The organism is Thalassotalea nanhaiensis (assembly GCF_031583575.1).
In the GTDB taxonomy this organism is placed as follows: Bacteria; Pseudomonadota; Gammaproteobacteria; order Enterobacterales; family Alteromonadaceae; genus Thalassotalea_A; species Thalassotalea_A nanhaiensis.
In genome coordinates, this window is sequence record NZ_CP134146.1 from 1,732,820 (window position 1) to 1,756,038 (window position 23,219).

A 23,219-nucleotide genomic window follows, 5' to 3' on the forward strand; every position below is an offset into this window, starting at 1 on the left:
AGATTAACCATCTGTCGTCTTTATTCTAAATAAAGAAGTGCAGGGTATCTTATCTTTATGGTAATATTCTGCCTCGATAATAATAATTTTGAGCATTTTTGCTGACATTTAGGGAAAGCATCGTTTTATGACCGATCTGGCTAAAGAAATCGTTCCTGTCAATATAGAAGATGAATTAAAAACCTCTTACCTTGATTACGCCATGAGTGTAATTGTTGGGCGTGCATTGCCTGACGTAAGAGATGGTTTAAAACCAGTTCATCGTCGTGTTCTTTATGCAATGAGTGCATTAGGAAATGACTGGAATAAGGGCTACAAAAAATCTGCCCGTGTTGTTGGTGACGTAATCGGTAAGTATCACCCGCATGGTGACACTGCTGTATATGACACTATCGTTCGTATGGCTCAGCCATTCTCCTTACGCTATATGCTTGTTGACGGCCAAGGTAACTTTGGTTCTGTTGATGGCGATTCTGCTGCGGCAATGCGTTATACCGAAATTCGCATGCAAAAAATTTCGCATGCAATTTTAGCTGACTTAGATAAAGAAACTGTTGATTTTGTTCCTAACTATGATGGTCAGGAATTCATGCCGGCAGTTATGCCTACCCGCGTACCAAACCTTTTAGTTAATGGTTCTTCTGGTATCGCCGTTGGTATGGCAACAAACATTCCTCCGCATAACTTGACTGAAGTCATTAACGGTTGTATCGCGTTAATCGAAAACAAAGACATTACTGTTGACGAGTTATTTGAATTTATCCCAGCACCTGATTTTCCAACTGCGGGTATTATTAGTGGCGTTGCAGGTATTCAAGAAGCGTATCGTACTGGTCGTGGTAAATTAAATATTCGCGCTCGTGCCACCATTGAAGTTCATGAAACAACCGGCAAAGAAACTATTGTTGTTCATGAGTTACCTTACCAGGTAAACAAAGCTCGTCTAATTGAAAAAATGGCCGAGTTGGTTAAAGAAAAACGCCTTGAAGGTATTTCAGCCCTACGTGATGAGTCTGATAAAGACGGTATGCGTATGGTTATTGAGGTTAAACGTGGCGAAGTAGGTGAAGTTATATTAAATAACTTATATAAGCTTACTCAAATGCAAGTTTCTTTTGGTATGAACATGGTTGCTATTGATAATGGCCAGCCTAGGTTATTCAACCTAAAAGAAATGCTTGAAGCATTCGTTTTACACCGTCGTGAAGTGGTTACTCGTCGTACTATCTTCGAATTACGTAAAGCGCGTGAACGTGCACATTTACTTGAAGGGTTAGCCGTTGCATTAAGTAACATCGATCCTATCATAGAGCTGATCAAAAACTCACCAACACCTGCAGAAGCAAAAGAAGGCTTATTAAGCCAAGGTTGGACCCTAGGTACTGTAGCTGAAATGCTAGAGCGAGCAGGCGATGATGCAGCTCGCCCAGAGTGGGTTGAGCCTGAGTTTGGTATTGTTGACGGTAAATACTACTTAACAATGCAACAAGCTCAAGCAATCTTAGATCTACGTTTGCATAAGCTTACCGGCTTAGAACACGAAAAGATTCTAACTGAGTACAAAGAGTTATTAGAAATTATTGCTGAATTATTGCATATTCTAGGCAGCCCTGAGCGTTTAATGGAAGTTATTCGTGAAGAGCTTGAAGTAATACGTGATGAATTTGGTGACGAACGTCGTACTGAAATCTCTCTTGCGTCACATGATTTATCTTTAGAAGATTTAATCAGTGAAGAAGATGTAGTTGTAACCCTTTCTCATGAAGGTTACGTGAAGTACCAACCGTTATCAGAATATGAAGCACAACGTCGTGGTGGTAAAGGTAAAGCCGCAACTAAGATGAAAGAAGAAGATTTCATCGAACGTTTATTGGTTGCCAATACTCATGATACTATTTTATGTTTCAGTGACCGTGGTAAGTTGTACTGGCTGAAGGTGTTCCAGTTACCTCTTGCAACTCGAACTGCACGTGGTCGTCCAATTGTAAATATTTTACCGCTTGAAAGTGATGAACGTATCACAGCTATTTTACCGGTAAGAGAATACGAAGATGACAAGTTCATTGTTATGGCAACAGCTGACGGTACGATTAAGAAAACGCCATTGACGGCATATTCTCGTCCTCGTGCTAATGGTATTATTGCCTTAAACCTTCGTGATGATGACACCCTAATTGGTGTTGATATTACCAATGGTACTGACGACATCATGTTGTTCTCTGATGCAGGTAAAGTTGTTCGTTTCAATGAGAAAAAGCGTGACAGTGAAACAGGTGAAATAAAAACTGATCCTGAAACTGGTGAAGAAATATGGGCGTTAAAACCTATTGGACGTACGGGTACCGGTGTTAGAGGTATTAAGTTGGAAGGTGAGCAAAAAGTTGTTTCACTTATTGTTCCTAAAACCGATGGCGCTATCTTAACCGTAACAGAAAACGGTTATGGTAAGCGTACAGAATTAGAAGAATACCCTGCGAAGAGTCGTGCGACTAAAGGTGTTGTTTCAATTAAAGTGAGCGAACGTAACGGTAACGTTGTTGGCGCTGTACAGGTTGAAGATGCCGATGAAATTATGATCATCACCGATAACGGTACGTTAGTACGTACTCGTGTGAATGAAGTAAGTATCATTGGTCGAAATACCCAAGGTGTACGTTTAATTCGCACAGCAGATGACGAGAACGTTGTAGGCCTGCAGCGTATCGACGAAATCGAAGAGGAAGAAGAGTTACCAACAGAAGAAGGCAGTGATGCACCTACGTCTGAAGGTAGTGAAGAAACCAGTAGTGAAGAGTCAACGGCGGCTAGCGAAGATGCTGCCGATGAAGAGTCTGATACTGAAGAGTAACTTCAACTTCTAATCTAAAAAATGGGCGGTCTTTACCGCTCATTTTTATTTTAAAAGAGAGAAAAGCGAGACTCGAGAATTAAACAGAAACGAGACACGAAAGTCTAAAGCGAAACAAGAAACGAAAAACAGGAATAGCCGATTTATATGACTCAATTCGGTATTTCGAAATAAGTTATTTTCCAAATAAACTGTATATATGCCTGTGCTGTTTGCTCTTCGTTCCTAGACTCTCGAATCTTTGTACTAGTTTTTAACCTCTCGTTTCTAAAAACTTAACGTAGTGAAGTGGAAAAAACATGACTGAAATCTATAACTTTTGCGCCGGCCCTGCAATGTTACCAAAACCGGTAATGCAACGTGCCCAATCTGAATTTCTAAACTGGAACAACACTGGTTGTTCGGTCATGGAGTTAAGTCATCGCGGTAGTGAGTTTATGCAACTTGCAAGCGACGCGGAAGCTGATTTACGCGAACTGTTAAATATACCTGACAATTATAAAGTACTGTTTTGTCATGGTGGCGGACGTGGACAGTTTGCAGCTGTGCCGCTTAACTTGTTAGGTGCAGGTAAAACCGCTGATTATGTGGTTACAGGATCTTGGTCAAAAAGTGCGGTAAGCGAAGCTGAAAAGTTTGGCGATATACGTGTGATTGACGCCGTAGCTGAAAGTAATGGCAGTAAAACAGTTTTACCTAGTGAACACTGGCGCATTAATAAAGATGCCGCATTCGTTCATTACTGCCCAAATGAAACTGTAGATGGCATTGAGATTTTCGAAATTCCAGAAACAGGCAATGTACCGTTAGTTGCAGATATGTCTTCAACGATACTATCTCGCCCTATTGACGTTTCAAAATTCGGATTGATTTATGCCGGTGCTCAAAAAAATATTGGACCATCAGGGCTTACTATAGTGATTGTTCGTGATGATCTGATTGGTCATCAGCAAAAAGCAACGCCAGTTATTCTGGATTACAAGGTAACCAGTGATAATGATTCAATGTTTAATACACCGCCAACTTATGCTTGGTATTTAGCAAGTTTAGTTTTTCAGTGGTTAAAAGATCTAGGTGGTTTAGAGGTAATGGCTAAATTAAACCAAGATAAAGCGCAATGCCTTTATAATTACATTGATAATAGTGATTTTTATTACAACAAAATCGCGTTTAATAATCGTAGCAGCATGAATATTCCATTTTTTCTAAACGATGACAGCCTAAATGCTGAGTTCTTGGACGAAGCTAAAGCGAATGGCTTATTAGCGTTAAAAGGCCATAGAATTGTTGGGGGTATGCGTGCCAGCATATATAACGCCATGCCGTTAGAAGGTGTACAAGCATTAGTAAGCTTTATGCAACAATTTGAAAAGAGGAATAAATAGGTGGAACAGTTAACATTAAACCCAATTGCTAAAATAAACGGCGAAGTTTTTTTACCTGGCTCTAAAAGTTTATCTAATCGCGCATTGTTAATTGCAGCGTTAGCAAACGGTGTGACAAAAATCACCAATTTATTGGTTAGTGACGACATTAACCATATGCTTAATGCGTTAAAAAGCCTAAGTATTGAATACACTTTAAGTGATTGTGGAACAGAATGTACGGTTGTTGGTAACAATGGTTTTTTCAACACAGAACAGCCTTTAGAGCTTTTTCTTGGCAACGCGGGTACAGCAATGCGTCCATTATGTGCAGCACTTGCGGCTAGTGACGGTGAATATGTGTTAACTGGTGAGCCTAGAATGAAAGAACGCCCAATTGGTCATTTAGGTGATGCCTTAGTCCAGCTTGGTGCAGATATAGAATATTTAGAAAATAAAGATTACCCACCGATAAAAATTAAGGGCAAAGCTCTGACTGGAAATTCAGTAACGATTGATGGCTCAATCTCAAGTCAATTTTTAACGGCCATTTTGATGATTGCTCCTTTATTAGAAACTGATACCAAAATACTTATTGAAGGTGACTTGGTATCTAAGCCATATATTGATATTACCTTAGATATTATGCAAAGATTTGGAGTTAGTGTTCAAAATAATGACTATAAATCTTTTACTGTTAAAGGCATGCAATCATACAAAGCATTAGATAAATACATGGTTGAAGGTGATGCATCTTCAGCATCATACTTTTTAGCAGCAGGGGCTATTAAAGGCGGCAAGGTAACTGTGCATGGTGTTGGTACATTAAGTGTTCAAGGCGATAAACATTTTGCGGATGTGCTTGAAAAGATGGGCGCAGAAGTTCATTGGAGCGATGAATCAATCACTGTTATAGGTAAGCCATTGGTAGCTGTTGATATGGATATGAATCATATTCCGGACGCTGCAATGACCATAGCAACTACGGCCCTTTTTGCTAAAGGCACAACAACGATTAGAAATATTTATAATTGGCGGGTAAAAGAGACCGATCGTTTAAATGCTATGGCTACTGAACTTAGAAAAGTTGGAGCTGACGTTATTGAAGGTCATGATTATATTACTATTACGCCACCAAGTTCTCTGAAACACGCTGAAATTGATACCTATGACGATCATAGGGTAGCAATGTGTTTCTCTCTTGTTGCTTTGAGTGAAACCCCCATTACGATTAACGATCCCAAGTGTACGGCAAAAACATTCCCAGATTATTTTGACAAATTAGCTCAAATTTCGTGTTCGTAATGTTACTGAACAATTTTTTACGCGATTTTAAAATACAAATCCCGTATAATTTAGCCGATTTTCTATGTTAGGAGCAAATATGTATGCCGGAAAGCATTCCATTAATTACTATTGATGGCCCAAGTGGCGCCGGAAAGGGAACAGTATCAAGAATAGTTGCCGAACAATTAGGTTGGAACTTACTTGATAGTGGTGCTATTTATCGTGTATTAGCTGTTGCTACTCAACATCATGATATTGATGTTGAACACGAAGAAGCGATAATTCCACTTGCTTCACATTTAGACGTAGAATTTAAAATCGTTGAAAATGCCGAGCCGCGGGTGATGTTAGAAGGGGAAGATGTTACTGACATTATTCGCACTGAAGAAGTTGGTGCTGTAGCATCTAAAGTTGCTGCTTTCCCTCGTGTAAGAGAAGCATTATTACGTCGCCAAAGAGCATTCAAAGAAGCGCCTGGTTTATTAGCCGATGGACGTGATATGGGCACAATTGTTTTTCCAGATGCAAAGGTTAAAGTATTTTTAACAGCAAGCGCTGAAGAAAGAGCAAATAGACGAATGATTCAGTTGCAACAAAAGGGTGTTGATGTTAATATCGGGCGCCTTTTGGACGACATACGTCAACGGGATGAGCGAGACCAAAACAGAAAGGTCGCGCCGTTAGTCCCAGCCGAAGGAGCGTTAATCGTTGATTCTACTGAATTAACCATTGAGCAAGTAGTAGAAAAAATTCTATTGTTTGCCAATGATAAGTTATCTTAACTTATTGATTAACAAGTACTATTAATATATTTAGAGCTTACTGCAAGGATGTACGAAGCTAATTTAACTACCCATGAAACATGAAGTTGATTGGACTAATAACTGAGTTTATATACAAGTTATGATGGAAAATTTTGCACAGCTTTTTGAAGAAAGCTTAAAAGAAGTCGAAACACGCCCTGGTTCTATTATCAAAGGTACTGTTGTTGCTGTTAACAAAGACAACGTAATCGTTGATGCTGGTCTTAAGTCAGAATCTGTAATTTCAATTGATCAATTCAAGAACACTTCTGGTGAAGTTGAAGTTGCTGTTGGCGATCAAATTGACGTTGCTCTAGATGCAACTGATGATGGTTTCGGTGAAACTATTCTTTCTCGTGAAAAAGCGAAGCGTTTTGAAGCTTGGCAATTCCTTGAAAAAGCATACGAAGAAAAAGAAACTGTTATCGGTGTTATCAACGGTAAAGTTAAAGGCGGCTTCACAGTTGAAGTTAGCAATATTCGTGCTTTCTTACCAGGTTCATTAGTAGATGTACGTCCAGTACGTGACACTGCGCACCTTGAAGGTAAGGATTTAGAATTTAAAGTTATTAAGCTTGATCAAAAGCGTAATAACGTTGTTGTATCTCGTCGTGCTGTTATCGAAACTGAAAGCAGTGTTGAACGTGATGCATTACTTGAGTCTTTACAAGAAGGCCAAGAAGTTAAAGGTATCGTTAAGAACCTTACAGACTACGGTGCGTTCGTTGATCTTGGCGGCATCGATGGTTTACTACACATTACTGATATGGCTTGGAAACGCGTTAAGCACCCAAGTGAAATCGTTAACGTTGGTGACGAAATCCCAGTTAAAGTACTTAAGTTCGACCGTGAGCGTACTCGTGTATCTCTAGGTATGAAGCAGTTAGGTGAAGATCCATGGGCAGCTATCGCTAAGCGTTACCCTGAAGGTTCTAAACTTTCTGGTCGTGTAACTAACTTAACTGACTACGGTTGTTTCGTTGAAATCCAAGAAGGCGTTGAAGGTTTAGTTCACGTTTCTGAAATGGATTGGACTAACAAAAACATCCACCCATCTAAAGTTGTTAACTTAGGTGATGAAGTTGAAGTTATGGTTCTTGAAATCGACGAAGAACGTCGTCGTATTTCTCTAGGTCTTAAGCAATGTATCCAAAACCCTTGGGAAGCATTCGCTCAAAACTTCAATAAAGGCGACAAAGTTTCTGGTAAGATCAAGTCAATCACTGACTTCGGTATCTTCATCGGTCTTGACGGTGGCATCGACGGTCTTGTTCACTTATCTGACATTTCTTGGAATGGCGGTGAAGAAGTTGTTCGTGAATACAAGAAAGGTGATGAGATTTCAGCTGTTGTATTACAAGTTGACCCAGAGCGCGAGCGTATCTCTTTAGGTGTTAAACAAACTGAAGACGATCCGTTCAACATGTACTTAAGCGATAACAAGAAAAATGCTATCGTTACTGGTACTGTAAGCGAAGTTGACGCTAAAGGCGCTAAAATCGATTTAGCTGAAGGTGTTGAAGGTTACTTACGTGTAGCTGACATCTCTGCAGATCGTATTGAAGATGCATCTACTGTTCTTAAAGCTGGTGACAGCGTTGAAGCTAAGTTTGTTGGTGTTGATCGTAAGAACCGCACTATCAGCTTATCAATCAAAGCGAAAGACCAAGCAGAAGAGCGTACAGCTATGGATAACTTAAACCAAGTTGAAGATACTGGTTTAAGCGCTATGGCAGAAGCATTCAAAAACGCTAAAAACTAAGAATTATCAATGACTTTTAACTTAATTTAGTTAAAAATCGTTAAAATTTAAGTTTTATTTTAAAAGCCGCTAACACTAGCGGCTTTTTTGTGCTTAAATTATATGTATCGGGAAAAAGTATTTACGATAACTATCTGAAGCGTAAACGATATTTATCGTAAGTAGTATGCAAAAGTCACTACAAAGCTTTAATTGTAAGTGCTATATTTCACCTATTAAAAATGTTAACGGAGTTAAAATGACGAAGTCCGAGCTAATAGAAAAATTAATTGATAAGTTAGATCATTTATCAGCAAAAGATGTTGAAGTAGCGATAAAAGAGATTTTAGAAATGATGGCTGATACCTTGGAAAAAGGTGATCGTATAGAAATTAGAGGGTTTGGCAGTTTTTCACTGCACTACCGTGCACCACGCGTAGGCCGTAACCCTAAAACAGGCGAATCAGTCGAGCTTAACGGTAAATATGTACCACACTTCAAGCCTGGTAAAGAACTTCGTGAACGAGTCAATCTTTCTATCTAATACAGACGAATAATTGCATTAAAGGGGTCAGTGATAATTTTATTGAAAATAAAATTATCACTGACCCCTTTATTTGTTAACATTATAATAAATACCATTCGAGACTATTAACTTGAAACTTTATTTATCAGTTTTAGTGCTTTTTATCTTTTTGGCAATCGCCTTTGTATTTGGTACTCAAAACGAACAAATTATCGAATTAAATTATATTATTGCCCGCAGTAACATCAGTGTTGCAATGGCTGTTAGTATATTTACTTTTATCGGTTTTATTATTGGCATGTTTACTATGTTTACGTTTATGATCAGTCGTCGCATTAAACGCTTTAAACAGAATAAATCTGTCGATAAGTCCGCCACAAATCAAGTTAGTCAATAAATCATGTTTGAATTGCTGTTTCTTCTATTACCAGTAGCCGTCGGATACGGTTGGTTTATGGGGCGTAATAGCATCAAGCAAAAAGATCAAAATGCCAAAGATTCCTTAACGGTAAAATATTCTACCGGGTTGAACTATCTACTTTCTAATCAACAAGATAAAGCAATGGAGTACTTACTTGAAGCGCTTAAAGTTGAGGATGATACGGTAGAAGCACATTTTGCCATGGCGAATTTATTTCGCCGCAGAGGCGAATTGGATAGGGCATTGAAGGTGCATGAGTATCTTGTTCGTCAGCCAATGCTGTCTGACAAAGAAAAGCAGCAAGCGGTATTTGAGCTAGGACGAGATTTTTACAGTGCCGGTTTATATGATCGCGCTGAAAAACTGTTTTTAAAACTATTAAAATCAGACATGTACGGAATAAAATCTTTAACCTATCTGTTGCACATTTTTCAATCGACAAAAGATTGGCATAAGGGCATTGATTTAGAAAAGTCAGTATTAAAGTCAAAAGATAAAAAACTTAAGCACGTATTGGCTAACTTTTATTGCGAACTCGCAAATATTGCGATTCAAGAAGATGAGTACATAAAAGAGTTGGAGCTTTTACAAAAAGCCCTTACTTTAGATCCTAAATCGAGTCGCGCAAATTTTTTAATGGCGCAAGTATTTGAAAATAGTGAGCAGTTTAATAATGCCTGTCGTTGTTACCAGGAAATATTTTATCAAGATCAGGAGTTTTTTCCTGACGTTATTGATAAAATGCAGCAGTGCTATGAGCGAAGTGATAATAATGATGAATTTTATCCTTTCATCAAGCAAGTCTTTGATAAAACCGGCAGTACAACTGCGCTGATCAAATACCTTGAATATGTAGAGTCTACAAGTTCAAAAGAGAAAGCAGAAGAATACATTCTTTCTGCATTGAATCGTCGCCCGACCATACGTGGCTTTAAATATTTTGTTAAAATGCAGCTTAATGAAAGCAATGACGATAAAACCAATAAAAGTTTAGATGTGATCAAAGAATTGGTTGCAGCCTATTTAAAAATAAAACCGCGCTACAGTTGTAAAAATTGCGGTTTTAACAGTACGGTTCATTACTGGTCTTGCCCATCGTGTCATGATTGGGAACAATTAAAACCCGTAAGAGGCCTTGAAGGAGAGTAAAAGTATGTCTGATGCCAAAGTAGTTGTGGCTCTGGATTTCGCAAAACAAAATGAAGCACTATCATTTATTGATAAAATTCAACCAAGCGATGCTAAATTAAAAGTGGGTAAAGAAATGTTCACCCATTTTGGTCCTCAATTTGTGACCAATTTAGTTGATCGAGGTTTTGATGTGTTTTTAGATTTAAAATTTCACGATATTCCAAATACGGTTGCCAAAGCTGTATCTGCAGCAGCAGATTTGGGGGTATGGATGGTTAATGTTCATGCGAGTGGTGGTTCTAAAATGATGAGTCAAGCTAAGCTTGCTCTAGACAGCTACGGTAAAGATGCACCATTACTTATTGCCGTTACCGTACTAACCAGTATGTCGAGTGATGATTTACTTGAACTGGGTATAAACGCAACACCAGAGCAACATGTAATGAACTTAGCTCGATTAACACAACAAGCTGGTCTTGATGGTGTAGTATGCTCTGCACAAGAAGCAAAAATGCTAAAAACCAACTTAGGGAGTGACTTTAAATTAGTTACTCCAGGCATTCGTCCTGTTGGCGCTGCTGTTGATGATCAAAAACGCATTATGACACCACCACAAGCCATTGACCTTGGTGTCGATTACTTAGTGATTGGTCGACCAATTACTAAAGCAAACGATCCTCATCAAGTGTTGCAAGACATTAATAAATCAATTTTAGTTTAATCAATAATATAGTTAGGAAAACAGTCATGCCAAAGGCGAGTGATATTAAAAAAAATGCAGCGATTGAGCACAACGGTAAAGTGTTTATCGTACGTGGAATTACCCGCTCAGTGCCACAAGGTCGAGCAGGGGGAAGTTTATACCGCATGCGTCTTTACGATGTAGTAACTGGGGTAAAAGCGGATGAAACTTTTAAAGATTCAGATATGCTGAATATTGCAGATTTGACTCGTCGTCAAGTAAGCTTTTCTTATCTTGATGGTGATGAATATGTGTTTATGGATAATGAAGATTACACGCCTTATAACTTAAACAGTGAAAGCGTAAGTGATGAAATTCCATTCATTACTGAAGACACTGAAGGCATGGTCGTGATCATTATCGACGAGTCACCTGTAGCTGTTGAATTACCAGGTTCAGTTGATTTAGTGGTAACTGAAACGGACCCATCAATTAAAGGTGCGTCAGCGAGTGCCCGTACTAAGCCTGCGACATTATCTACAGGTTTAGTGATTCAAGTACCAGAGCATATTTCAACTGGTGATAAAGTGAAAGTTAACACAGAAGAACGTAAGTTCATGAGTCGTGCTTAATTACTAACAAACACCTGATAGAATTAAAGCCCTTCTTTTAGAAGGGCTTTTTTTTGGCCTATATGACAAAAATGCACTAATACAAGGATGTATGTAGATAGAATAACGCAGGAGCAGTTATCGAGGAGCAATTTTTTGTTTAGTGTCCGAATAAATTTGGACCAACCATAGTATGAGATCTGTTTGGCGCGACTTTATTCGCGTGTTATTTTTGAATAAATATTTTACTTGCCGCATCTCTATCCACACGTTAAATTAAAGTTAATAAAAACAAATATTAAATGGAAGTATTATGAGCATATCTACAATCATCTTTTGGGTTATCGTTGCAGTAGGAATCTTTTTCGTAGTTGGCATATTCAATCAACTGGTTGCCTTAAAGAACCGTTATAAAAATGGTTTTGCCCAAATCGAAGTACAACTTAAGCGTCGATATGACTTGATACCTAATTTAGTTGAAACTGCAAAAGCCTACATGAAGCATGAAAGCGAAACTCTTGAAGCGGTTATTTCTGCTCGTAATAGTGCGGCAAAAGGGTTAGCAGCCGCAGCGGCACAACCTGGCAATGCTACCGCTATGAACTCATTAATGGGCGCTGAAGGTGCATTAATGGGGGCGTTAGATAAACTGAATGTCGTAATGGAAGCGTATCCAGATTTAAAAGCCAACGAAAACATGATGCAAGTTAATGAAGAGCTGATCACTACCGAAAATAAAGTAGGTTTTGCACGCCAAGCGTTTAACGATCAAGTTATGGCCTACAACACCTACAAGCAAAGCTTTCCACAAAACTTTTTTGCAGGTCCATTTGGCCACCGCGAAGACGCTAGTCTATTAGAGTTTGCTGATAGTGCTGAAATTCAAGCCGCACCAAAAGTCGCCTTTTAATTATCATTTAATCACTGAATTAGTTTTTATCGATGGATTTTTTTCAAGCCCAACAGTCGGCGCGCAAAAGCACCTCTCGTTTAGTCCTGCTATTTTCTCTGGCGGTACTTAGCTTGGTTATAATGACTAACATTCTAGTCATGTTACTTTTTGGTTTCCTGGCCGCAGAAGACGGTATGCCGCTTTCTTTAGAATTAGTAAAGACTCAATTTGATTGGCAAATATTCTTTTTTATAGGTGTTACGGTTTGTGCGGTCATTTTTGCTGGCAGTGCTTATAAAAGTATGTCTTTAGGACATGGCGGAAAAGCTATTGCTGAAATGCTAGGTGGGCGACTAGTAAGTCATAGCACTAGTGATATAAATGAAAAAAAGCTGCTTAACGTTGTTGAAGAGATGGCCATTGCTTCTGGCACGCCGGTTCCTGCTGTATTTTTGCTAGAGCATGAGTACGGTATTAATGCTTTTGCTGCAGGATTTAAGAATTCAGATGCGGTAATTGGTGTAACACGTGGTTGTATTGATGATCTAACCAGAGATGAGCTACAAGGTGTTGTTGCCCACGAATTCAGCCATATACTTAATGGTGACATGAGATTGAACATGCGCTTAATAGGCGTTTTACATGGCATTTTATTAATGGGTTACATTGGCTATTATATTTTACGATCGGTTAGAGGCTCTAGGAAAAATACGTTACCAATAATTGGCCTGGGGGCGGGGCTGGTCGTTATTGGCTTTGGGGGTAATTTTTTTGGTAATTTGATCAAAGCATCCGTTAGTAGGCAACGAGAATATTTAGCTGATGCATCTGCTGTGCAGTTTACTCGAAGCAAAGACGGTATCGCCAATGCGCTTAATAAAATTTCGAGTGTTGGCTCGGTACTGGACAGCCCACAAGCGCCGCAAATGAGTCATGCATATTTCAGTACCGGGGTTAGCTCGTTTGTTGAGTCAATGTTCGCTACCCATCCTCCAATTGATAAACGTATAAAACGCATATCACCTTACTTTTTTATTAATAAGAAAGTAAAAAAACAAGAAAAGAAAGAACAACAACAGACACAAAAACAGCCAGCTTCATCTTCAGCTGAAACTAAAGCAAAGGAAGTCATGTCAGCCGTGGTTGGCAGTGCAGTTGTTGCTGAGCGTATGCTAAATAGTATTGGCAATGTAAATGATGAACAAATTACTCATGCAACTACTTTTATAAGTGAAATACCTGATTCTATACATCAAGCTGTACATGATATAGACCAAGCCAGAGCATTTATTTATTGTTTGCTGTTAAGTCCCGATGAAACAGTATTAAACAAACAGTTAATGCGCATTAAAGAGTCCGGAGACAAAGATGTTATTGACCATGTTCTAGTTTTAAGGGAGCAAGTAGGGCAGTTACATACTCGCTATCGGTTACCTCTAATTGATATGGCCATCCCAACGCTTAAGCAATTAACCCAAGGCCGTTATGAGTTATTCAAAGCAAACTTTTCATTCTTGGTGTTAGCCGATGATCATATTGATTTATTTGAGTGGGCATTGCAAAAAATATTATTTCGACATTTAAATAGTCAATATAGCAAGCATAATAACAAGCGTAATAAATACGCATCGTTAACTGAGAAAAAATTAGAAATTAATATCTTATTAAGTATGTTGCTAAATCTTTATATCAAGGATGAAAATGATATTCCTAAGATTATTACTTTAATTGAGAAAGACGTTGGTATCTTGAACGTAAAATTGTTCAATCAAGAAAGTATAGAAATAGCCAAACTTAACAAGGCTATGGATTCACTTGTGAATTTAGAGCCAACGCATAAACAAACACTATTACGTGCATGTTTATTAATAATTACCCAGGACAAATTGTTTTCTATTAAAGAGATGGAATTGCTTAGGGCTGTTTCTGCACTTTTAGATTGTCCAATGCCCCCTCATTTTCAACAAACAGCTTGAGCTTCGTTGGTGCTTGATTGCCTTTAGGAGTCTTGCTTTGGCCCCTTTTAAATATTTTGACATTGCACATTTCTCACCTAAACTTCTTATAACCACAGGGTGTGGTTATACCTATTCGGTATTACAATTTAATTAAATACGTAAAGGAATTACATATGAAAACGTTAACTACCTCATTATTAGCTGCTGCCTTAATTCTAACCCCTGCTTTTGCCACCTTTGCAAACAATGCATCACTGGTCACAGAGCAAGAAGTTTCGACGACCATTAATGTCAACACCGCATCTGTTGAAGAATTATCTGAGTTAAAAGGCCTTGGACTTAAAAAAGCACAGTCTATTATTGATTACAGAAAAGCGAATGGACCATTTACTAACATCGCTGATCTAATGAATGTAAAAGGTATTGGGGTGAAGTTTATTGAAAAGAATAGTAAGTATTTAGCTATTTAACTGGTTTCAATCATTAAAAATTTAGCAAAAAAAAAGCCAGTCAATTTTGACTGGCTTGTTATTTCATCAGCTAACCGTTACTGAGCGCTAGGCTTAGTTGGTCCTGCTGAACTTTTGCTAGTAGCAAATGCCGAGGTTGCTGATCTATTCGAGCGAGCCACTTGAGCTCTCTCGGCAACGGTTAATGAAGCTGTCGGAATAGTTTGTTCCCCAACTTCAACTGCCGCAGGTTTCGTCATTGGCGCATGCGCTTTGCCTTTAGCAATAATCGCAGGCTTTGCTTTTGCTGTTTTAGCCTTTGCAGGTTTTGCCTTCGCAGCTTTAGCTTTTGCAGGTTTAGCAATCACTTCTTCAGTAACGACTTCTTCAGCAACCACTTCATCAGCAGTCACTTCTTCAGCAACCACTTCTTCAGCAACCACTTCTTCAGCAACCACTTCTTCAGCAACCACTTCTTCAGCAACCACTTCTTCAGTAACTACTTCTTCAGTAACCACTTCTTCAGTAACCACTTGTTCAGTAACCACTTCTTCAGTAACCACTTCTTCAGTAACCACTTCTTCAGTAACCACTTCTTCAGTAACTACTTCTTCAGCTAGAGGCAAGTCCTGTTGCTGTTCATTGACTTTATCTTCCTCGTCAACAGTAACATCTTCTTCTTTTGTTACGACTGCAGGTTCAACAAAATCAGCTGGAGTTTCAAGGTCCAAAGTCGTTTGTACTTCTTCAGTAACGCTAGGGTAGCGAGCAACCACTGGATCTTCAGTTGTTCTTTCATCAACAATTGTATTTTCAATTTCTGCTTCAGTTGTATCCAACTTCTCTTTACGTCGACGTTGGCCGTGTGAGCGCAAGTGTCTTGGCGAGCGACGGTTTCTTACGCGCTGTTCCTTATCCTTGCTTTCACCGCCAGTCGCTTCAGTCTGTACATCGTTAGTCACAACATTTTGTGTAGCAGGCTCAGCCTTAACTGCAGCTTTATTTACTGCTTCAGCAGGTGCTGTAGTTTGCTTATTTGTAACTTGCTCGTTTTGATCTTGCACTCGTACTTTCTTACGAGTGTTACGACGTTGACGACGCTCTGCCACTTTAGCTTCTTTAGGCTTCGCTGCTTGTTTGTCTTGTTGACGATCTTGCTGCTTTTTAGGCTGTTGCTTTTTAGGCTGGCCAGCTTTCTGATCTTTGTCTTTTACGTTGCGGTTATCTTTCTGGTTGCGATTATCTTTTTGATCGCGCTCACGGTCTTGACCTTGGCCTTTACCACGACGTTGTTGATTACGTGGCTTACGATTGCGACGGTCACGGTTATCATGAGGCTTTCTCTTACCGTGTGTCGGCTTTTTCTCAGGTGCTTTTTCTTCGGTAGTAAATAAAGACTTAAAGAATCCAAGAACGGAAGCGATCAAGCCCGTAGACTCTTTATTGTCTACTTTCTTATGAGGCTGTTTAGCTTTTTGTTTAACAGGCGCATTAGAAGTTGGCTTTGTTGGTGCCGACATGCCTTGTAAAACAGGTTCATCACGCTTAACTGTTTCTTTTTGGAACTTAGGCATTACAGCTTCTTCAGGCGCTGTAGTGTTAAGTTTCATTTCATAACTTGCTTCAGCCATAGTTTCATCATCACGCACACGCACAACCTCGTACTGTGGCGTGTCCATGTCACTATTTGCTAAAATTAATACTTTAACATCGTGGCTCTTTTCAATATGGCCAACAGCGTTACGTTTTTCATTTAGCAAGTAAGTTGCTACCGGTACAGGTACTTGAGCATGAACTTGTGAAGTTTTGTCTTTAATGGCTTCTTCTTCCATTAAACGCAAAATTGATAATGCTAACGATTCAACACCGCGTACATTACCAGTACCACTACAACGTGGACAAACACCTTGGCTTGTTTCACCAATTGAAGGACGTAAACGTTGGCGTGACATTTCTAATAAACCAAATTTAGAAATTCGGCTTAGCTGAATTCGAGCTCTATCTGGGCGAACTGCGTCACGCATGCGATTTTCAACTTCACGCTGATGACGAACAGGCGTCATATCGATGAAATCAATTACTACTAAACCACCTAAATCTCGAAGACGTAATTGACGAGCAATTTCTTCTGCAGCTTCAAGGTTAGTATTAAAGGCTGTTTCTTCAATATCACTGCCTTTTGTTGCACGGGCAGAGTTGATATCAATTGATGTTAATGCTTCTGTTGGGTCAATTACAATAGAGCCACCAGACGGTAAACGCACTTCACGTTGGAATGCAGATTCAATTTGTGATTCTATTTGGTAATGAGTAAATAAAGGCACATCACCTTTATATAGTTTTACTTTACTTAAAAAGTCAGGGCGCACTAATTGGATATGTTGCTTAACACTGTCGAAAATTTTCGGGCGGTCAATAACAATCTCACCTATATCACGACGTAAATAGTCGCGAATGGCACGTAAAATAACGTTAGATTCTTGGTGAATTAAAAATGGTGCCGGACGAGAAGCCGCTGCTTCTGAAATTGCAGACCAATGTTGAAGTAGAACATTTAAATCCCACTCAAGTTCATCATAGGCTTTACCTACACCGGCAGTACGTACAATTAAGCCCATGCCTTTTGGTAAGTCTAATTTACTTAATGAGTCTTTTAGCTCTGTTCGTTCATCACCTTCGATGCGACGAGATATGCCACCTGCGCGAGGATTATTAGGCATTAACACTAAGTAGCTACCTGCTAAAGAGATAAATGTAGTAAGTGCTGCGCCTTTTTGGCCGCGTTCTTCTTTATCAATTTGAACAATTACTTCTTGGCCTTCACGCAAAACATCTTTTATGTTTGGGCGACCTTGGAAACTGTAACCTTGCGGAAAGTAACTACGAGCAATCTCTTTCATTGGTAAGAAACCATGGCGATCTGCGCCATAGTCAACAAAAGCTGCTTCTAAAGATGGTTCAACTCGAGTGATTGTACCTTTGTAGATGTTCGATTTTTTTTGTTCATGACCAGGGCTTTCGATATCTAAATCGTAAAGGTTCTGGCCGTCAACTAGTGCTACGCGGAATTCTTCCGATTGTGTAGCATTGATTAACATGCGTTTCATATTTTTGTGACTCTGTGTATTAATAAGTCACAACATTGGGTTGAGCGGTAAAGCTAGCAATCAACACTTTATAGATGTTGTATAGCAAGGTAAACAGAGGGTTGGCAGCCTCACGGATGTCAACTCCCTAAAACTCGGGACTGTTATCTTTTAATTTAATTCTTTAAATGGTTACGAAACTACACAACAAACTTATTTATCTGAAATAAGCTTGCAGTTTCATAACACTGCTTAACTTTTACATACTCAGCAAAAATGCTGTGCTTACTATTTAATAGTTTATAACTCTTTATTTGCTGGATTTATTGTTTATGCTTCAAACACGGGCAAGTTACGTACGCCGGTGTAAGCAATAGGCAATGCGGTCAATATATCGGGTGATTGGTTATTAATGTTGCTGGATTGTCAGTCCATAGTTAGCAGAGATTAATACACCAAACACTGAAAAATATCGTATATTGATGTTGCCGCAACAAACCTCTTACGATTCACTTAAGAGTTTCGTTATTACTTTTTTTTAATCCCTGTATAGCAATGAAAATTGTGTCATTGTTGATAATAAGATTTAAGTAATATTTGGCACCAAAATTTAAATTTCAGTAACTCTGGCATTATCCCACTAATTAATACGATAAGGCAATAAATTTACTGAGTTATTATGGCTAAATACGCGCAAAATATAAAAAAACTGTGCTAAACTCGCCGTCATGAAACAACAAACACCTAATTCACCGCTATCAGCTAAAAAAAATACCGCTGATAACGAAGACAGACCTAAGGTAAGGTTTGTAACGATTGATGAAGAATCAGACGGTCAACGCATTGACAACTTTTTGCTGAAAACGCTAAAAGGCGTACCCAAAAGCATGATTTATCGCTTATTAAGAAAAGGCGAGATCAGAGTTAACAAAAAGCGCACCAAACCTGAATACAAGCTGCAAATAGACGATATCATTCGCATTGCGCCTATTCGAGTTTCTGAAGAATCAAATCCAGTATCGACACAATTGAAAAAAGTATCATCACTTGAAAATCATATTTTATTTGAAGACGATTGTTTAATTGTAATAAATAAGCCTACCGGCATGGCCGTTCATGGTGGCAGTGGTCTAAGTTTTGGTTTAATTGAAGCATTAAGAGCGCTAAGACCTAATGCGAAAATGCTAGAACTCGTGCATCGTTTAGATAGAGACACTTCTGGGTGTTTAATGATCGCTAAAAAACGTTCTACGTTAAGAGCATTGCATGAACAACTACGAGAAAAGAGTGTTCAGAAATTCTATCATGCCTTGGTAAAAGGGCATTGGTCGACAAAACTTACTCGCGCTACCCAAGGGTTAAGGAAAAACGATCTTAAATCGGGTGAGCGTGTTGTTGTCGTTGATAATATTAATGGCAAGGAATCTGAAACTCGGTTCCGAGTGTTAAAGCACTATGAAGGAGCAACATTAGTGAGAGCATTTCCGGTAACCGGAAGAACTCATCAAATTCGAGTGCATTGTAAAGTTAATGGGCATCCAATTGCGTGTGATGATAAATATGGTTCAGAAGGTTTCACTGCACAAATGAACAAGCAAGGGTTAAAGCGTTTATTCTTACATGCAGCAAGTTTAGAATTCACTCATCCTAAATCGGGTGAGCGAGTTAAGTTTGAAGCACCTTATGATAACGCCCTAACTGCAATACTTAAAAAACAAACGTATAAGACGTACTAAGAGCAGAAACTAGATACGAGAAACTAGAAACGAAGAGCCACTGTTTCTAGACTCTCGTTAAATTCAATCGTGAAGAAGGGCACCAGTTCCTTTGCTCTTCGTCTCTCGTCTCTATTTTCTCGTTTCTTGCTCTGCCAACACATCAAAGCCTTCATTTTTAAGGAGTTGGTGTAAACGAATTAATGGTAATCCAATCAGCGTATTAGGATCGTCACCGGTTAATCGTTCAAATAAGCAAATACCCAAACCTTCACTTTTAAAACTACCAGCACAGTTATACGGTTGTTCAGCGTGTAGGTAACTGCTGATTTCTGTCATAGTCAACTCTCTAAAGCTGACATAAAAGGGTTCTACGATTACTTGGGTATTACCTGTACTTGCATTATATAAACACAGGCCGGTCAAAAACGTGACTGTTTTACCGCTGAATGAAGTAAGTTGCTTAACGCCATTTTCAAACGTATGCGGCTTACCCAGAATATTGCCATCACATATTGCTACCTGATCAGAGCCAATTATCAACCCTTGTGGATACTCTTTACTGACTTCTTGTGCTTTTTCTTGTGCTAATCTAGCGACTAGATTTTCAGGTGTTTCATTTTCTAACGCAGTTTCATTAATATTTGGTTTAGCGCAATCGAAAGATAGATTAAATTTTTCTAACAATGCTTTGCGAAAAATAGAGGTGGAGCCAAGTACGAGTTGGGTCATAGTTTTACTCATGTTTAATATTAGTTAGCACAGCAAGTTTAACTAATTCTGTTCAATAAAGTAATATGAGCCAAAAGCTAAACTTGATGTAAATGTTATTTTTAAATTAAATTGCTGTAAAATTGTTCACAATTGATGTGGTTATGTTAAAATTTGTCATTAAATAGGCAATTGCATTGAAATTGGTGAATTTTCTTTTGACAGGAGGCACTTCACCCTTTAAGATGCGCGCCATATGAAGAATCTTAAGCTTCCAATAACAATTGATCCGTTTAAAAGTTCTCAGCGTAGGCTTGAGTGCAACGGCTATTTTGAATTATTAGGATTAGAAAGATTGCTCGCAGTGTCTGAGAAGGCTTGTGAGCAAGTGAATGTTAAAGTAAACTTTGACGTTGATGAGCAAGGCTTAACATTGTTAAGCGGCGAGGCATCAACTCAGGTGAATTTAATATGCCAGCGTTGTAATGAACCATTTGTACAAGACTTAAGTGTTAATTTCACTTATAGTCCTGTTAAAAACGAAGAGGGAGCTGAGCTCTTACCTTCACATTATGATGTTGTAGTAGTAGATGAAAATGGTGAAGTAAATTTACGCGAATTAGTGGAAGATGAATTAATCATTAATATTCCATTAGTACCGAAACATGACCTTAAGGATTGTGATGCAAAAGCAAACACTTCTTGGGGTAGGTTACCGGATACGCTTGAGAAACCGAATCCATTTGATGTTTTAAAAAACCTCAAGTAACTTTTTGATTTTAGGAGTAGGGTAATGGCCGTACAAAAGAGTAAAAAATCTCGTTCAAGACGTGGCATGCGCCGTTCACACGATGCAATCACACCAGAAAACTTATCAGTTGATCCAGTTTCTGGCGAAACACATCGTCGTCACCACGTAACTGCCGATGGCTTTTACAAAGGTGTCAAAGTTATCGCTAAATAAGCGACTTAACTTTGGTTAATCTAACGGTTGCGTTAGATGTTATGGGGGGCGATTCAGGCCCCCTTATAACAATTCCCTCTGCAAAAATGGCAATTGAACATGTGCCATCTCTTAAGCTCATCCTCTGTGGTGACGAAAGCGTTATTCACGCGCACTTAAAAAAACACAATTTCCTTGACCATCCTCGTATCTCAATAGTCCATGCTAGTGAGCAAATTGCTATGGATGAAAAACCAAGTGTGGCGCTAAGAACTAAAAAAGACTCTTCAATGCGTCGTGCATTAGACTTAGTTCACACAGGCGATGCCGATGCTTGTGTAAGTGCAGGCAATACAGGCGCATTACTTGCGATTGCCCATTACGTATTAAAAATGCTACCTGGAGTTGAGCGTCCAGCGCTTGTTTCCCATTTACCTATTACTGATTCAGCCTCCCATGCCTTTATGCTTGATTTAGGCGCTAATGTGTTTTGCGATTCTGATACTTTGTATCAGTTTGCCATGATGGGATCTGTAATGGCGGAAGAAGTTGATTCAATAGATTCACCGAGGGTTGCTTTGCTGAATATGGGGGAAGAAGTTATAAAAGGTAGTGATCATATAAAGCAAACTGCAGCTTTATTGCGCGAGAATCCTGAAATTAATTATGTAGGGTTTATTGAAGGTAACGACATATTTACCGGTAAAGCCGATGTTATTGTGTGTGATGGCTTTGTTGGCAACGTTGCATTAAAAACGTGTGAGGGAGTAGGAAAGCTGGTAATGGCTAAGGTGATGAAAATCATAAATGAAAGCCAATTTACCCGATTCTTAGGGTTTTTACTTAACCCAACACTAAAAAAGATAGTAAAACGACTGAACCCCGACCAGTATAACGGGGCAAGTCTGATAGGATTACGCGGTATTGTGGTGAAAAGTCACGGCAATGCCACCAGCTCAGCTTTTTTTAACGCTATACTAGAGGCAGTTAAAGAAGTTGAAAGACAAGTTCCTGAAAAAATTAAAAATAAACTAGAACTCAGTTTACTTAAAAGGTCTTAAAAAGATAATGTATTCACGAATTACAGGTACGGGAAGTTATTTCCCTGAACAAGTCAGAACTAATGCTGATTTAGAAAAAATGGTAGATACAACTGACCAATGGATCCTAGATCGTACCGGCATTAAAGAGCGTCGCATATCAGCTGAGCATGAAAATGTTGCTTATATGGGCGCAAAAGCAGCTGAAAAAGCTGCCGAAATGGCCGGTATAAAACTTGACGATATCGATATGATTGTAATGGGAACAACAAGTTCTCATGTTGATTTACCCAGTGCAGCTTGTCATGTGCAAATGTACTTGAACATTCCTAACGTGCCGGCTTTTGATGTTGCAGCAGCGTGTTCTGGCTTTATATATAGCTTGAGTGTTGCCGATCAATTCATTAAATCTGGCATGGCAAAGCGTGTGTTAGTGATTGGTGCCGATACCCTTTCTCATTTATGTGACCCAACCGATCGTTCAACCATTATATTATTTGGTGATGCGGCTGGCGCAGTTATTCTTGAAGCAAGTGAAGAGCCAGGGCTTATATCTACGCATTTACATGCTGATGGTAACTACGGTGCTCTATTGGGCGCAGGTTCACCTAAACGTGGTGACTTAATTACCGAAGAGAGTGCTTATATTTACATGAAAGGTAATGAAGTATTTAAATTCGCCGTAACTCGTTTAAGCGAAATTGTTACTGAAACACTTGAACATAATAATATGGATAAGTCAGAGATTGATTGGTTGGTACCACACCAAGCAAATCTGCGCATTATTGCTGCCGCGGCGAAAAAACTAAGTTTACCAATGGATCAAGTTGTAGTAACGCTTGATAAACATGGTAATACTTCAGCTGCCACTATCCCTACTGCTTTAGATGAAGCGGTTCGTGATGGCCGCATTAAGCGTGGTCAAACAGTTTTAATGGAAGCCTTTGGTAGTGGCTTCACTTGGGGCAGTGCCCTAATGAAATTTTAAATAGTACAAAAGTAAGGTAAAAC

General features: G+C 39.0%; 20 protein-coding genes. 18 read left to right on the forward strand and 2 right to left on the reverse strand.

Annotated features, from left to right (window positions below; translation table 11 throughout):
- Positions 1-127 precede the first annotated feature (127 nt).
- The 13 genes from gyrA (at position 128) to RI845_RS07725 (ending at position 14,734) form a co-directional block, all read left to right on the forward strand.
- Positions 128-2,848 carry a DNA topoisomerase (ATP-hydrolyzing) subunit A gene (gene gyrA / locus RI845_RS07665; RefSeq protein ID WP_348389146.1) on the forward strand — a complete coding sequence of 907 codons (2,721 nt, stop codon included), beginning with the start codon at positions 128-130 and terminating at the stop codon, positions 2,846-2,848.
- 299 nt (positions 2,849-3,147) lie between these two features.
- The gene (gene serC / locus RI845_RS07670; RefSeq protein ID WP_348389147.1) at positions 3,148-4,233 is read left to right on the forward strand and encodes a 3-phosphoserine/phosphohydroxythreonine transaminase; all 1,086 of its coding nucleotides are present in this window, start codon (positions 3,148-3,150) and stop codon (positions 4,231-4,233) included.
- The gene (gene aroA / locus RI845_RS07675) at positions 4,234-5,517 is read left to right on the forward strand and encodes a 3-phosphoshikimate 1-carboxyvinyltransferase (protein WP_348389148.1); all 1,284 of its coding nucleotides are present in this window, start codon (positions 4,234-4,236) and stop codon (positions 5,515-5,517) included.
- A gap of 83 nt (positions 5,518-5,600) precedes the next feature.
- Positions 5,601-6,281, forward strand: a complete 681-nt coding sequence (gene cmk, locus RI845_RS07680) for a (d)CMP kinase (RefSeq protein ID WP_348389149.1) — start codon at positions 5,601-5,603, stop codon at positions 6,279-6,281.
- Between the two features lie 121 nt (positions 6,282-6,402).
- Positions 6,403-8,064, forward strand: a complete 1,662-nt coding sequence (rpsA, locus tag RI845_RS07685; protein ID WP_348389150.1) for a 30S ribosomal protein S1 — start codon at positions 6,403-6,405, stop codon at positions 8,062-8,064.
- A 238-nt stretch (positions 8,065-8,302) separates the two neighbouring features.
- The gene (ihfB, locus tag RI845_RS07690; RefSeq protein WP_348389151.1) at positions 8,303-8,587 is read left to right on the forward strand and encodes an integration host factor subunit beta; all 285 of its coding nucleotides are present in this window, start codon (positions 8,303-8,305) and stop codon (positions 8,585-8,587) included.
- Positions 8,588-8,699: 112 nt separating this feature from the next.
- Positions 8,700-8,966, forward strand: a complete 267-nt coding sequence (locus RI845_RS07695; protein WP_348389152.1) for a LapA family protein — start codon at positions 8,700-8,702, stop codon at positions 8,964-8,966.
- Positions 8,967-8,969: 3 nt separating this feature from the next.
- Entirely contained in the window at positions 8,970-10,139 is a 1,170-nt protein-coding gene (gene lapB, locus RI845_RS07700) for a lipopolysaccharide assembly protein LapB (protein ID WP_348389153.1), read from the forward strand.
- Positions 10,140-10,143: 4 nt separating this feature from the next.
- A complete protein-coding gene (gene pyrF, locus RI845_RS07705) occupies positions 10,144-10,842 on the forward strand; it encodes an orotidine-5'-phosphate decarboxylase (protein ID WP_348389154.1) in 699 nt (232 codons plus the stop codon).
- A gap of 26 nt (positions 10,843-10,868) precedes the next feature.
- A complete protein-coding gene (gene efpL / locus RI845_RS07710; protein ID WP_348389155.1) occupies positions 10,869-11,435 on the forward strand; it encodes an elongation factor P-like protein EfpL in 567 nt (188 codons plus the stop codon).
- A 292-nt stretch (positions 11,436-11,727) separates the two neighbouring features.
- Positions 11,728-12,324: a LemA family protein gene (locus RI845_RS07715; protein ID WP_348389156.1), complete on the forward strand. Its 597-nt coding sequence runs from the start codon at positions 11,728-11,730 to the stop codon at positions 12,322-12,324.
- Between the two features lie 122 nt (positions 12,325-12,446).
- Entirely contained in the window at positions 12,447-14,282 is a 1,836-nt protein-coding gene (locus RI845_RS07720; protein ID WP_348389157.1) for a M48 family metallopeptidase, read from the forward strand.
- 155 nt (positions 14,283-14,437) lie between these two features.
- On the forward strand, positions 14,438-14,734 hold the full coding sequence (locus RI845_RS07725) for a ComEA family DNA-binding protein (RefSeq protein ID WP_348389158.1): 297 nt from the start codon (positions 14,438-14,440) through the stop codon (positions 14,732-14,734).
- Between the two features lie 77 nt (positions 14,735-14,811).
- On the opposite strand, the gene rne is transcribed toward RI845_RS07725, so the two are convergent.
- Positions 14,812-17,820, reverse strand: a complete 3,009-nt coding sequence (rne, locus tag RI845_RS07730; protein WP_348389159.1) for a ribonuclease E — start codon at positions 17,818-17,820, stop codon at positions 14,812-14,814.
- A 707-nt stretch (positions 17,821-18,527) separates the two neighbouring features.
- On the opposite strand from rne, the gene rluC reads away from it, so the two are divergent.
- Positions 18,528-19,535, forward strand: a complete 1,008-nt coding sequence (gene rluC / locus RI845_RS07735; RefSeq protein ID WP_348389160.1) for a 23S rRNA pseudouridine(955/2504/2580) synthase RluC — start codon at positions 18,528-18,530, stop codon at positions 19,533-19,535.
- 111 nt (positions 19,536-19,646) lie between these two features.
- Here rluC and RI845_RS07740 read toward each other — a convergent pair whose 3' ends face one another.
- Positions 19,647-20,246, reverse strand: a complete 600-nt coding sequence (locus RI845_RS07740; protein WP_348389161.1) for a Maf family protein — start codon at positions 20,244-20,246, stop codon at positions 19,647-19,649.
- A 235-nt stretch (positions 20,247-20,481) separates the two neighbouring features.
- Between RI845_RS07740 and yceD the strand changes: the two genes are divergently transcribed.
- Genes yceD through RI845_RS07760 form a run of 4 tightly spaced genes read left to right on the forward strand, consistent with a single transcriptional unit; the run spans position 20,482 to position 23,196 of the window.
- Positions 20,482-20,994 carry a 23S rRNA accumulation protein YceD gene (gene yceD / locus RI845_RS07745; RefSeq protein WP_348389162.1) on the forward strand — a complete coding sequence of 171 codons (513 nt, stop codon included), beginning with the start codon at positions 20,482-20,484 and terminating at the stop codon, positions 20,992-20,994.
- Between the two features lie 24 nt (positions 20,995-21,018).
- Positions 21,019-21,189, forward strand: coding sequence for a 50S ribosomal protein L32 (gene rpmF / locus RI845_RS07750; RefSeq protein ID WP_348389163.1), 171 nt, complete (start codon positions 21,019-21,021; stop codon positions 21,187-21,189).
- Positions 21,190-21,200: 11 nt separating this feature from the next.
- The gene (gene plsX / locus RI845_RS07755) at positions 21,201-22,229 is read left to right on the forward strand and encodes a phosphate acyltransferase PlsX (protein WP_348389164.1); all 1,029 of its coding nucleotides are present in this window, start codon (positions 21,201-21,203) and stop codon (positions 22,227-22,229) included.
- Positions 22,230-22,236: 7 nt separating this feature from the next.
- Positions 22,237-23,196 (forward strand): beta-ketoacyl-ACP synthase III, encoded by a 960-nt coding sequence (locus RI845_RS07760; protein ID WP_348389165.1) that lies wholly within the window; start codon positions 22,237-22,239, stop codon positions 23,194-23,196.
- Positions 23,197-23,219: the final 23 nt, after the last annotated feature.

Bases quoted from the DNA above. Each gene is read 5' to 3' on its own strand.
- gyrA (WP_348389146.1), top strand. From the start codon at position 128: ATGACCGATCTGGCTAAAGAAATCGTTCCTGTCAATATAGAAGATGAA.
- ihfB (WP_348389151.1), top strand. From the start codon at position 8,303: ATGACGAAGTCCGAGCTAATAGAAAAATTAATTGATAAGTTAGATCAT.
- cmk (WP_348389149.1), top strand. From the start codon at position 5,601: ATGCCGGAAAGCATTCCATTAATTACTATTGATGGCCCAAGTGGCGCC.
- pyrF (WP_348389154.1), top strand. From the start codon at position 10,144: ATGTCTGATGCCAAAGTAGTTGTGGCTCTGGATTTCGCAAAACAAAAT.
- serC (WP_348389147.1), top strand. From the start codon at position 3,148: ATGACTGAAATCTATAACTTTTGCGCCGGCCCTGCAATGTTACCAAAA.
- RI845_RS07715 (WP_348389156.1), top strand. From the start codon at position 11,728: ATGAGCATATCTACAATCATCTTTTGGGTTATCGTTGCAGTAGGAATC.
- rpsA (WP_348389150.1), top strand. From the start codon at position 6,403: ATGATGGAAAATTTTGCACAGCTTTTTGAAGAAAGCTTAAAAGAAGTC.
- rpmF (WP_348389163.1), top strand. From the start codon at position 21,019: ATGGCCGTACAAAAGAGTAAAAAATCTCGTTCAAGACGTGGCATGCGC.
- rluC (WP_348389160.1), top strand. From the start codon at position 18,528: ATGAAACAACAAACACCTAATTCACCGCTATCAGCTAAAAAAAATACC.
- RI845_RS07740 (WP_348389161.1), bottom strand. From the start codon at position 20,246: ATGACCCAACTCGTACTTGGCTCCACCTCTATTTTTCGCAAAGCATTG.
- RI845_RS07725 (WP_348389158.1), top strand. From the start codon at position 14,438: ATGAAAACGTTAACTACCTCATTATTAGCTGCTGCCTTAATTCTAACC.
- rne (WP_348389159.1), bottom strand. From the start codon at position 17,820: ATGAAACGCATGTTAATCAATGCTACACAATCGGAAGAATTCCGCGTA.
- yceD (WP_348389162.1), top strand. From the start codon at position 20,482: ATGAAGAATCTTAAGCTTCCAATAACAATTGATCCGTTTAAAAGTTCT.
- lapB (WP_348389153.1), top strand. From the start codon at position 8,970: ATGTTTGAATTGCTGTTTCTTCTATTACCAGTAGCCGTCGGATACGGT.
- RI845_RS07760 (WP_348389165.1), top strand. From the start codon at position 22,237: ATGTATTCACGAATTACAGGTACGGGAAGTTATTTCCCTGAACAAGTC.
- efpL (WP_348389155.1), top strand. From the start codon at position 10,869: ATGCCAAAGGCGAGTGATATTAAAAAAAATGCAGCGATTGAGCACAAC.
- RI845_RS07720 (WP_348389157.1), top strand. From the start codon at position 12,447: ATGACTAACATTCTAGTCATGTTACTTTTTGGTTTCCTGGCCGCAGAA.